Source organism: Aquimarina mytili, from assembly GCF_016735115.1.
GTDB lineage: Bacteria > Bacteroidota > Bacteroidia > Flavobacteriales > Flavobacteriaceae > Aquimarina > Aquimarina mytili.
Genome location: NZ_JAERQJ010000003.1, coordinates 148349 through 159586 on the forward strand (window position 1 = coordinate 148349; position 11238 = coordinate 159586).

The following is an 11238-nucleotide window of genomic DNA, read 5'->3' on the forward strand; positions in this document are numbered from 1 at the left end:
GCTTAGTTTTTTACAATTATTTTTCTAGGAGGTCTCGTAGGTCGTTTTAATCCTTTTTGAGTCATTTTTTTAATGATTGAAGACTCCATTTTCAACCGCATCAATTCGGTTTTTCCATCAACAAATTGCGTTCTTAATTCTCTCACTTCATTATTCAGCCCTGCAATTTTATGTACCTTGCTCTCTGCATTATGAGAACTAGCGATCATTATTATTGCCAAAAAAGACAAAAACAATAGCATTCGCCAATTCTTCATTGCGTCGTCTGCAATAAGGAACTTACCTTTTAATATGTCATATATCGTTTGTTTCAAATCCTTTCTGCTATTCTTAGTTTAGCACTACGTGCTCTATTATTTTCTTTAATTTCATCTTCTGTTGGAATAATTAACCCTCCTACTTTCTTAAATGGAACCGAAACATTACCAAATAAATCTTTCTCAGGCTCCCCTTCAAACATTCCGTTTCTAATAAACCTTTTGACCAATCTATCTTCTAGCGAATGATACGAGATCAAGCTAATTCTACCTCCAACATCCAAAAGCTCTTCTGTTTGCATCAAAAACTCTTTAAGAACTTCAATTTCTTGATTTACTTCTATTCGTATTGCCTGGTATATCTGAGCTAAAATTTTATGTTCTTTATGTTTAGGCAAAAACGGTTTTAAGATTTCTTTTAACTGAGCACTCGTTTTAATAAGGCCAGCTTTTCGGGCTCCAACAATTGTTCTTGCCAATTTGGGAGCATTCCGTAATTCGCCATATTCCAAAAACATCGTTTTCAAACCAGACTCTTCATATTCGTTAATTACATTATATGCAGATGTGGCACCGCTTTGATTCATTCTCATATCCAGATCTGCTTCAAATCTTGTAGAAAACCCTCTTTCTGCCACATCAAATTGATGAGAAGAAACTCCAAAATCTCCTAGAATACCATCTACTTTTCTTACTCCATAAAACCGAAGGAAACGCTTGATAAACCTGAAATTTTCATTTATCAGTGTAAATCGATCATCATCTATGGTATTTTCTAAAGCATCCTGATCTTGATCAAAAGCAAACAATTTACCTGACGGCCCCAATCTTTTGAGAATTTCTTTTGAATGTCCCCCACCTCCAAAAGTCACGTCTACATATATCCCATCTGGTTTAATCGCAAGACCATCTACTGTCTCTTTTAACAAAACCGGGTTATGATACTCCATCTGTTTCATGTATTCTTCCTCGTTGATTTTAAGCAATCAGATGAAATCTTCAATCGATCACTTAGCTAAAATCATTTTTACTACTCATGGGTTATTTCATCGTCAAACCCCATTACTTCTTCGGCTAAGTCTGCAAAATCAACTGCTACATCATCAATAGCTTTTTCATACTTATCCTTATCCCATATCTCTATAATATTAACCGCAGAAGACAATACTAACTCTTTGGTTATACCTGCAAATCCAACCAAGTCCTTAGGTATTAACAAACGACCCGCCGAATCAATTTCTACTATTTTTACCCCAGCAGTAAACCTTCTTATAAAGTCGTTATTCTTTTTCTTGAAGCGATTAAGCTTGTTAATTTTTTGCATCATAAGATTCCATTCTTCCATTGGATATAACTCCAAACACTGCTGAAACACAGACCTTTTTAACACAAAACCATCTTGTAACACCGGCGACAGTTGCTTCTTAAAAGCAACAGGTATCATCAGACGCCCTTTGGCATCAGCTTTACACTCATATGTACCGATTAGATTTACCACTTTATTTCACTAAACGTTTAATTAGTCAAATATATTGAAAAAATTACCACATTTTACCACATTTTACCACATTGTTAATAAGTTCCCTTCCTTAAAAGACTACAACCGGGATTAAAAACTTTAAGATTTTGTTTATCAACACTCTATAGAAAGGCTTATAAATTCTTGGCTTTAACAATTTTGGACCGGAAATAAATGGGAGGTTAAAAAAATTATAAAATTCATTCAGTAGTATTAATAAAAAAACACAAAACTAATTATGAAAATGCTATATTTGCTTTTAATTCTTGTAAGAAGTATTAATGAAGCACGAATTAAAAAAAGACGGAAAGTTTAGTTATCTTGATTTAGGAGAAGGTACACCAATCATCATTTTACATGGATTGATGGGTGGACTAAGTAACTTTGAAGGTGTTGGCTCTTACTTTCCTGAACATGGATATAAAGTACTTATACCAGAACTTCCTGTTTACACCTTACCGCTAATAAAAACTAAGGTTAGCACCTATGCTAAATATCTAAAAGATTTTATAGATCGCCTTGGATATGGAGATAAAGAAGTAATTCTTTTGGGAAACTCTTTGGGTGGTCACATTGGTCTTTTATGCACTAAAATGTTTCCTGAAAAAGTAAAAGCATTAGTTATTACTGGTAGTTCGGGGTTATATGAAAGCGCAATGGGCGAAAGTTATCCTAAACGAGGTGATTATGAATACATTAAATCTAAAGCAGAAAATGTTTTCTATGATCCTGCCATAGCTACTAAAGAAATTGTAGATGAGGTTTATGCTACGGTTAACGATCGAAATAAGCTAATCAGAACTCTTGCCATAGCCAAAAGTGCGATCCGACACAATATGGCAAAAGATTTACCTAATATGAAAACCCCTACTTGTATTATCTGGGGGAAAAATGACAACGTTACTCCACCTGAAGTTGCAGATGACTTCAATCGATTATTACCCGATTCTGACCTGTACTGGATAGACAAGTGTGGACATGCTGCAATGATGGAACACCCTGACGAGTTTAACTCATTACTTCACAACTGGTTGCAAGAACGTAATTTTTAATCCTAATAAAAGCCCATGAAGATTAACAGCGCTGAATTCGTAATCAGTAACAGCGATGTTGCTAAATGTCCAAAGGATAAACTTCCTGAGTATGCTTTTATTGGGCGATCTAATGTAGGAAAATCTTCATTGATCAATATGCTAACTGATCGCAAAAGCCTTGCAAAAACATCAGGAAGACCTGGAAAAACCCAATTAATAAATCATTTTATCATTAATAAAAACTGGTTTTTAGTAGATTTACCCGGTTATGGATATGCTCGAGTATCCAAATCCGCTAAAAAAGTATTTCAAAAGTTTATTACTGCTTATTTTTCAAAACGAACTCAATTGGTAAGTGCCTTTGTCTTAGTTGACTGCAGACACGAACCCCAAAAAATCGATCTTGAATTTATGCAGTGGCTAGGTAAAAATCAGATTCCTTTTTCTATCATTTTTACTAAAGCTGATAAACTTTCTAAAAACAAACTTCCCATTCAAATTAATAGCTATATAGAAGAAATGCTAAAATATTGGGAAGAAATGCCAAACTATTTTATCACCTCATCTTCTTCTGGACTCGGAAAAGAAGAGGTTCTAAATTACATCCAAGAGATTAATTCTCAACTTAAGATTTCATAGATAAAATCTTTTCATTTAAAATAGTAATTAATGCTTTAGTGGATTGTAATGAAGCTAATTCAATCGAATCAATTATCACACTAATTGCTTTCATATCTTTTTGAAGAATTACCGGAAATTCTAACCCGTTTAAGTCTGGATATTTTTTCTGGAATTCATCTTTATACATAAACTCCATTTCTATAGTCGAGTTTTCCCTAAAACTCTTCCAGGTTTTCTTTTCCGAAAAATTACCATGTGTTAAACCACATAGATCACATGAATATGTATCTGGGCTAAATATCTTATGAGCAATATCAAAAGACTTGTTTAACAAGCCTGATTTTGCATTATAGACAAAGATTATATTCATAAAAAAGAATATACTATAAAAAAGAGCTGTAACTAATAATTACAACTCTTTTTTTCAAATTAAACATATTATTCCAATTTCTGAGACGTCAAAATCTAAACCTGCTCCCAACCACAAGCTGTTTAATTGTTTGAGCTCCTGTTAAATTATCTCTTATAGAAAGCATATACACCCCTGATTGCAATGCACTTACATTAATACGTGCGAAGTTTCTTCTTACAAATATTTGCACATTAACAGGAGTACCCGACATATCAAAAAGTTCTATTTGCAAATCACTATTTCTGACTCCTCTTAAAATCACAAACGCAAACCTGGAAGCTGGATTAGGAAATACAATAGCGTTAAGCTCTATTGGCTCATCACGAACTACTTCTATAGAATTAGACAGATCATAACATCCTGATAAATCTGTAAGTGCATTATTCCCAGGGTCCAGACCTTCTAAACCATCTTCATATCGAATGTACCAGATCAAACAAGTACCCACGCCAGCACCATCAAAGTCAACTCCTTCTAAGGCTTCGACTGTGGGTGGCAAACCTAAGATTGTACCCTGATCATCAGTAATTACCCAACTCGCATTACTACCCGAACTACCCGATACAGAAACACCACTTACAAAATCGGGAGAACCATCTACCGTAAAACTAAAGGGACCACCACTAATCTCACCACCATCTGGCGCATTACGTGTTACACTAATAGAATTTGATAAATCGAAAGTTCCCGATAAATCCGTTAACGCATTATTCCCTGGCTCTAATCCTTCTAAACCATCTGCATAACTTAGATGCCAAATCAAACATACTCCGCCTCCGGCGCCATCAAAATCAACCCCTTCTACAGCCGCTATCGTTGGTGGAACTCCTAAAATCAAACCTTGATCATCTGTGATTACCCAGGTACTATTGCTTCCTATAGCTCCTGATAATGAGATATCACTCACCGTATCAGGTTCACCATCTACACAAAATACAAATGGACCACCACTAATCTCTCCACCATCAACCTGCTCATTACGAACTACGGCTATAGAATTAGACAGATCATAACATCCTGATAAATCTGTAAGTGCATTATTACCCGGTTCTAATCCTTCTAAACCATCTTCATATCGAATGTACCAGATCAAACAAGTACCCACTCCGGCACCATCAAAGTCAACTCCTTCCAAAGCTTCGACTGTAGGTGGTAAACCTAAGATTGTACCTTGATCATCAGTAATCACCCAACTCGCATTACTACCCGAACTACCCGATACAGAAACACCACTTACAAAATCTGGAGAATCATCTACTGTAAAACTAAATGAACCACCACTAATCTCGCCGCCATTTGCATCACAAGCTCTCCAAAAACGAACTCCATTTTCTGTGCCATTTCCTATGTATGAATAAGGGCCTGATCCAGAAATAAAATCTCCTTCTGTCCACAACCCTTGCGCTACTGCCAAAGACTCTCTAATATTACCAGCAGCTCCCCATTGGACAAAATCTATTAAATTAGTAGCTTCTCCGAACCCTCCATTGGTTGTAGTATTAGGAAGATATAGTGAGAGCCCATCATTAGAAACACCAACCGCAACATTATAAGAAACTGTTACGGAAGCGGAAGGCATAAGATTTAAACTACCATCACAATTTAATGCTTCTAATTGCCTATATGTTCCTGGTCTTAGACATAACCAGTAATTGCTTATATCGACAGCCGTTGTACCAAAATTGGTTATTGTTACTGTAGCCAAATTAGGCTCTGGGTTCACTGAGGTTAAACGAGGGGTCGCCTGTGAAAACCCATTATAAATTGTTCCTGTTAAAAAAAGAAGGACACAAACTGTCCTAAAAAATAAATTTGCGTGAAGGAATAGTGTTTTCATTTTAAGTTTGGTTAAAGATTAATATTTGTTATTCTTCTTCGAAGAATAACAAATATATTTACCAGAAAACACAAAAAGTGTTAGCTACCTAACACTTTAATTTTCAAATATTTATTACATTAATTATTTTTTTATTAGCTCGAGCTTTTCAGCAAAATAATCACAAAAATCCTTCATGGTTGCAGACATTTTTTCGTCTTGGGTTGCTCTATGAAAAGTATCACTCATAGCCACTAATGTTTGATGAAAAAAGATCTTCATCTCATCTACAGGCATATCTTTAGTCCATAAATCTATACGGAGGCTTTCTTTATTTTTACTATCCCAAACCGATAATAACAAAGCCTTGGTTTCTTCATTTTCTACACCACCATCTTTAGCTGTCCATTGTAATTTTTCTGGAATACGATTTTCATCTAATTCTATATCTATCTTGATTTCTGATTTATGCTCACTTGCCATTATCTCTCTGGTTTATATTTTGAAGTATTAAAAATTGTTTCGGCATCAGCCAATAATAATTGCCGCAAAGATACATTGTTATTTTTCATATACGAAGTAACAATTCTCCAACCAATAAATTGCCCAACTCTATCGGGAGCTTCTTTATCTATTTCTTCTAAGTAAAATTTTGAAAAAGGTGCTGGATACAAAAACCTAGGCATCAAATCACTATCTGTACTATACAACAATTTTCGATCTACAAAATACCTCCAAATCTCTTCCTCATTTACTTCTACCCAAGTGTATTCATCGTCTGTATACCCCATCTTTTGAGCTTTGCTATACTTTGGTAAAAATAGATCCTTAAGATACAGTTCTTTCCCAATAGAGATAAGATTTCCCAAAAATGTTCTATCTCTAATCGGTCCTACTAGATTTTTAGCATACATAGATGCCACATCAGGTATTATTTGTTCTCTTTTAAAATTCTTTTTTAGATATTTCTGAATCCCTTCATAAAAATGATGATCTTCTCCCAGATAAGTATCTAATGAAATAATAAGCAATCCCTTAGAAAGTATTACCCTATTCCTGTAATTTACATCAGAGGTAACTGTAATTACTCTTGGCTCCTGAACCTCTGGGAAATAAAACTTTAGATGTTGAAAAAAAGATTCAAGTTTATCTTTTTCGGCAGATAGGTCTGGAAATGCTTTTTCTACTTCCTCATTTACTTCTATTTGTATCGTATCTTTAACTTTGTTAAGCCAAATACTATCCGCATATTTTTCTGAAAACAAAAATGGGTAGCTCTCTTTAAGCTCAGGTAAACTTTGCGGTGTTAATGCAGCAAAAGACCTTTCAAATCGCTCAATATTAACCTCGATAGGGATTTTTGCAATTTCTTTTTCAACTTCACTTTTTGTATTACAAGAAAAAACTAAACAAAAAAAGATAGAAAATTTTAATAATATATTAGTATTCATTCTCAAATTATGATATCTATTTAAATAACTTTTATTACTCCAGAACGCCATCTTTTTTTATTAATTTTATAACCACAAAGTTAAAGCAAAGAATTTATTAAAAATAAAAATATGCAAACAGAAAAAGTAATTGACCATATCGTGAATTGGCTAAAAGATTATGCTACCAAAGCAGGTATTGATGGTTTTGTAGTAGGTGTTAGCGGAGGAATTGATAGTGCTGTTACTTCTTCTTTATGTGCAAAGACTGGTTTAAAAACGTTGTGCGTTGAAATGCCAATTCATCAGGCTGCTAGCCAAGTTACAAGGGCTCAAGAACATATTGCGCAATTAAAAGATAGATTTTCTAATGTATCTGATGTACGAGTTGATCTCACTCCTGTTTTTGAAGAATTAAAATCTACTGTTCCGGCTGTAGAATCTAGTTCTCAATTAGATCTTTCGTTGGCAAATACCCGAGCGAGATTAAGAATGTCTACTTTATACTACTTTGCTGGATTATACAAATATCTAGTTGCCGGCACAGGAAATAAAGTTGAAGATTTTGGGGTTGGATTTTATACCAAGTATGGAGATGGAGGCGTGGATCTTAGCCCTATCGCCGATTTGTTAAAAAGCGATGTATATGCAATAGGTAAAGCTTTAGAGGTTCCCGAATCAATACAAGTAGCAGCTCCAACAGATGGTTTGTTTGGAGACAGTCGAAGTGATGAAGATCAAATCGGAGCAAGTTATGACGAATTAGAGTGGGCCATGAAAATGAAAGATGAAGGAAAAACATCAGATGATTTTGAAGGTCGCAAACTTGAAGTATTTAAAATTTTTATTCGTTTAAATACCGTAAATCAGCATAAAATGAATCCCATACCTGTCTGTAAAATACCCATTAGTCTATTATAATCAACACTTTATCGATAAATCGGAAAAAAAAAGTTTACTAGGACTAGTTCTTATTAATTTTGCATAAAGATTACAAAAATTACCCCTAGCCTAACATGTTAAATTAATAAACCAACATTAAGTAAACTAGAATGACAACCGTACTAATCGCTGATCATCATCCAATTACCAGGAAAGGGATCGTTTCTTTGTTTAGAAACTCAGAAGACTATGAAATTACTGGAAAAGTAAGCAATGGTAATGAAATGTATGATGTTTTAAAAGCTAATACTCCAGATGTACTTATTATGGAGCTAGATCTTCCACAAATTAATGGGATCATGGCTTTGCGAACCATTAAAAAAGAATTTTCTGGAATAAAAGTTATTATTTTCAGCTCTCATCCAGAAGAAATGTATGCACTAAGTGCTATAAAAGCAGGTGCTTCTGCTTATCTCTCTAAGACTGTTCCTACCAAAACACTAAAAAAAGCCATTGAGCGTGTAGCCAGAGGAGGTATATATTTAAATGACAATCTTACTCAACAATTGGCCAATGGAAATGCCAGTGAGAACAACATGGTTGTAAAGTATAAAAAACTTTCTTCCAGAGAAATAGAAGTACTTAATCTCCTATCTTCTGGTAAACGAAATAAAGATATAGCTACTACATTATCTATTAACGAAAAAACTGTAAGCACCTATAAAACGAGATTGCTTAAAAAATTAAAAGTGGATAATCTTGCCGATTTGATTCATCAATCCAGATTATTGCATATTAGCTAACACTAAAAATCGAAGGCTTATTTATATTTGACTTACAAGATGAATAAGCCTTTGATTATACTACTCGATTAAGTTTTTGAGACAATATTTTCTTAAGAGATTGGTAATCCATAATATCCTGGATGGTTTCCTGATTATCTTCAATAGTTTGTGCTTTTATCTTTTGTGATAATTCTTCTACTTTTTGACTAATCAAAAACCTACGCAAGTTTAATATTATATCACTTACATACTGTGGTACCGTATAGTCTTTTTGTTTTACATGAATCTCCATATCATGCCAGCGATGCAATGCATATCGTTCTTCATTCATCATTATTGCGGTAATCTCAGAAGCTATTTGTGGAGGAGTATGGTTAATGAAATTTTCAATTTTAAAATCTTCTTCTTGATGTAATTTATCGATCAAAATAGTATACACCTCTTTAAAATTATCATTAGTAAACTCTATCTCATCATCCTGGAGGTCTAAATATATTTTTTCAAAGACCTTTACCGTATGCGCTTCTGGTTCTAAAACGAGCTCTCCATCTTCATTCTCTTTTAAAATAAGGTCTTCAAATTCTTCTTCACGCTTTCCATACAACAATAGAATCTCGATAATTTTACGTTCTAATTCAAATTGCTCATCAACTTTGGGTGCTTTTTGAACATCGGGCTTTACAACTTCTAGCGTCTTTTTTTGTTGTTTCTGCTGTTTACGCTGATCTTTTGCATCGACATTACGGATCTGTGCTAAAGTATTAAACAGAACATCTTCAGAGATATCCATGATTCGCGAGCATTCTTGTACATATATCTCTCGCTTAATCACATCAGGAATTTTAGAGATACTAGTAACCATATCTCTTACTAATTCTGCTTTTTTAATTGGATCATTTTTCGATTCTTTCTGGAGCAATGAAGCTTTAAAACTTATAAAATCCTGAACATTATTATCGAGATACGTGGTTAGCTCCTCTAAAGTATTTTGCTTTGCAAAACTATCAGGATCTTCTCCATCTGGGAAACTACACACCTTTACATTCATCCCCTGTTCAAGAATAAGATCTATACCTCGTATAGAAGCTCTCATCCCCGCTGCATCGCTATCAAACAGTACCGTTATATTCTTAGTAAGTCTACTAATTAAACGTATTTGATCAGAAGTTAATGCCGTACCCGATGATGAAACCACATTTTGCACTCCGGTTTGATTGAACTGTATAACATCTGTATACCCTTCTACCAGATAACAATTATCTTCTTTGGCTATTGATTGCTTAGCATAATAAATACCATAAAGCACTTTACTTTTATGGTAAATATCACTTTCAGGCGAGTTTAGGTACTTTGCTGCTTTCTTTTCATTCGTCAATATCCTACCTCCAAAACCCAATACTCTACCCGACATAGACTGGATTGGAAACATTACTCTACCTTTAAATCGATCAAACTGTTTTTCTTCTTTAACAATGGTAAGACCAGTTTTTTCTAGGTATTTTAATTGATAGCCTTTCTTAATAGCTTCTGAAGTAAAAGCATCCCAGGAATCAGGAGAATATCCTAACCCAAACTTTTTTATCGTTTCTTCTGTAAACCCGCGCTCCTTAAAATAAGTAAGTCCTATAGCCTTACCATGCTCGGTTTTATGGAGTGAATTTTGAAAAAAAGTATTCGCATATTCGCTAACCAAGTACATACTTTCTCGCTCATCTGCCTGTTCTTTCTGTTCGTCTGTTTGCTCGGTTTCTTCAACTTCTATGTTATATTTCTTTGCTAGATATTTTATAGCTTCAGGATATGTAAAATGCTCGTGCTCCATAAGAAAAGCAACCACATTTCCCCCTTTGCCACTAGAAAAATCTTTCCAAATCTGCTTCACCGGAGATACCATAAAAGAAGGGGTTTTCTCATCGCTAAAAGGACTTAACCCTTTGAAATTACTTCCTGCTTTTTTCAATTGCACAAAATCTCCTATTACTTCTTCTAGTCGAGCAGCATCAAAAACAGCATCTATGGTCGATTTATGAATCATTTTTTGTTAGGTATATCCCTCTTAAAAATTCAAATTACGTATTTGGGCGTTACCATCGCGCTACGCTAATGGTCAGGCTATCGGTTATATCTTTTTTGTTTATTTGCAAAATATAATAAAAACATCTACAAACAAAAAAGGATACCACCTCTATCCTTAACGCAAAAATAGTATAATCTGTGATACAAATTATATTTCTATACGATCAAAAAAAATTAACGATTGGTTTTTAGATCATCACCGTTGATATGCACTACAAGGCCAAGAAATGGGCCGTTTTCCACATTCTTTTAAATGCCGCATAGTAAACTACCTTAGGACAAGTCCCTTGAGGTATTAGGTTGAAAAACGATTTAGATTTCGAGGTAAGCCTCAGAGCATTCAAGTCTCGATTATGGCGTAAAATTTAGAAACAAAGGATATAGCAAACAAAAAAGAGGCGGCCAA

Annotated in this window: 12 protein-coding genes; 4 read left to right on the forward strand and 8 right to left on the reverse strand. The window is 34.3% G+C overall.

Annotated elements, in window-relative coordinates; all coding sequences use genetic code 11:
• Window positions 1-2 precede the first annotated feature (2 nt).
• From JJQ60_RS08000 to mraZ, 3 genes are all read right to left on the reverse strand, one after another.
• On the reverse strand, window positions 3-314 hold the full coding sequence (locus JJQ60_RS08000) for an FtsL-like putative cell division protein (protein WP_201918479.1): 312 nt from the start codon (window positions 312-314) through the stop codon (window positions 3-5).
• Complete coding sequence (rsmH, locus tag JJQ60_RS08005; RefSeq protein WP_201919680.1) at window positions 311-1207, reverse strand: 16S rRNA (cytosine(1402)-N(4))-methyltransferase RsmH; 897 nt, start codon at window positions 1205-1207, stop codon at window positions 311-313. Before rsmH ends, JJQ60_RS08000 begins: the two co-directional genes overlap by 4 nt.
• Before the next feature lie 80 nt (window positions 1208-1287).
• Window positions 1288-1755: a division/cell wall cluster transcriptional repressor MraZ gene (gene mraZ / locus JJQ60_RS08010; protein WP_201918480.1), complete on the reverse strand. Its 468-nt coding sequence runs from the start codon at window positions 1753-1755 to the stop codon at window positions 1288-1290.
• Between the two features lie 302 nt (window positions 1756-2057).
• Between mraZ and JJQ60_RS08015 the strand changes: the two genes are divergently transcribed.
• Together JJQ60_RS08015 and yihA are read left to right on the forward strand one after the other, a co-directional pair.
• On the forward strand, window positions 2058-2828 hold the full coding sequence (locus tag JJQ60_RS08015; protein ID WP_201918482.1) for an alpha/beta fold hydrolase: 771 nt from the start codon (window positions 2058-2060) through the stop codon (window positions 2826-2828).
• 15 nt (window positions 2829-2843) lie between these two features.
• Window positions 2844-3449: a ribosome biogenesis GTP-binding protein YihA/YsxC gene (gene yihA / locus JJQ60_RS08020; protein WP_201918483.1), complete on the forward strand. Its 606-nt coding sequence runs from the start codon at window positions 2844-2846 to the stop codon at window positions 3447-3449.
• On the opposite strand, the gene JJQ60_RS08025 is transcribed toward yihA, so the two are convergent.
• The 4 genes from JJQ60_RS08025 to gldB form a co-directional block, all read right to left on the reverse strand.
• The gene (locus JJQ60_RS08025; RefSeq protein ID WP_201918485.1) at window positions 3436-3801 is read right to left on the reverse strand and encodes a GTPase; all 366 of its coding nucleotides are present in this window, start codon (window positions 3799-3801) and stop codon (window positions 3436-3438) included. The two genes, yihA and JJQ60_RS08025, sit on opposite strands and share 14 nt — an antisense overlap.
• Window positions 3802-3889: 88 nt before the next feature.
• Window positions 3890-5680, reverse strand: coding sequence for a T9SS type A sorting domain-containing protein (locus JJQ60_RS08030; RefSeq protein WP_201918487.1), 1791 nt, complete (start codon window positions 5678-5680; stop codon window positions 3890-3892).
• 123 nt (window positions 5681-5803) lie between these two features.
• Window positions 5804-6142: a gliding motility protein GldC gene (gene gldC / locus JJQ60_RS08035; protein WP_201918489.1), complete on the reverse strand. Its 339-nt coding sequence runs from the start codon at window positions 6140-6142 to the stop codon at window positions 5804-5806.
• On the reverse strand, window positions 6142-7110 hold the full coding sequence (gldB, locus tag JJQ60_RS08040) for a gliding motility lipoprotein GldB (RefSeq protein WP_201918491.1): 969 nt from the start codon (window positions 7108-7110) through the stop codon (window positions 6142-6144). The genes gldC and gldB overlap by 1 nt, the downstream gene beginning before the upstream one ends.
• 111 nt (window positions 7111-7221) lie before the next feature.
• Here gldB and nadE point away from each other — a divergent pair, with 111 nt between their 5' ends.
• Window positions 7222-8010, forward strand: coding sequence for an NAD(+) synthase (nadE, locus tag JJQ60_RS08045; protein ID WP_201918493.1), 789 nt, complete (start codon window positions 7222-7224; stop codon window positions 8008-8010).
• Window positions 8011-8141: 131 nt separating this feature from the next.
• Window positions 8142-8774 carry a response regulator gene (locus tag JJQ60_RS08050; RefSeq protein ID WP_201918495.1) on the forward strand — a complete coding sequence of 211 codons (633 nt, stop codon included), beginning with the start codon at window positions 8142-8144 and terminating at the stop codon, window positions 8772-8774.
• A gap of 55 nt (window positions 8775-8829) precedes the next feature.
• Here the strand turns inward: JJQ60_RS08050 and dnaG are convergent, their stop codons facing one another.
• Window positions 8830-10791 (reverse strand): DNA primase, encoded by a 1962-nt coding sequence (gene dnaG / locus JJQ60_RS08055; protein ID WP_201918497.1) that lies wholly within the window; start codon window positions 10789-10791, stop codon window positions 8830-8832.
• Window positions 10792-11238 lie beyond the last annotated feature (447 nt).

What these genes read in the sequence shown, in the direction of transcription:
- rsmH (WP_201919680.1), bottom strand. Translation starts at nt 1,207, where the DNA reads ATGGAGTATCATAACCCGGTTTTGTTAAAAGAGACAGTAGATGGTCTT.
- JJQ60_RS08015 (WP_201918482.1), top strand. Translation starts at nt 2,058, where the DNA reads ATGAAGCACGAATTAAAAAAAGACGGAAAGTTTAGTTATCTTGATTTA.
- yihA (WP_201918483.1), top strand. Translation starts at nt 2,844, where the DNA reads ATGAAGATTAACAGCGCTGAATTCGTAATCAGTAACAGCGATGTTGCT.
- JJQ60_RS08025 (WP_201918485.1), bottom strand. Translation starts at nt 3,801, where the DNA reads ATGAATATAATCTTTGTCTATAATGCAAAATCAGGCTTGTTAAACAAG.
- JJQ60_RS08030 (WP_201918487.1), bottom strand. Translation starts at nt 5,680, where the DNA reads ATGAAAACACTATTCCTTCACGCAAATTTATTTTTTAGGACAGTTTGT.
- gldC (WP_201918489.1), bottom strand. Translation starts at nt 6,142, where the DNA reads ATGGCAAGTGAGCATAAATCAGAAATCAAGATAGATATAGAATTAGAT.
- gldB (WP_201918491.1), bottom strand. Translation starts at nt 7,110, where the DNA reads ATGAATACTAATATATTATTAAAATTTTCTATCTTTTTTTGTTTAGTT.
- nadE (WP_201918493.1), top strand. Translation starts at nt 7,222, where the DNA reads ATGCAAACAGAAAAAGTAATTGACCATATCGTGAATTGGCTAAAAGAT.
- JJQ60_RS08050 (WP_201918495.1), top strand. Translation starts at nt 8,142, where the DNA reads ATGACAACCGTACTAATCGCTGATCATCATCCAATTACCAGGAAAGGG.
- dnaG (WP_201918497.1), bottom strand. Translation starts at nt 10,791, where the DNA reads ATGATTCATAAATCGACCATAGATGCTGTTTTTGATGCTGCTCGACTA.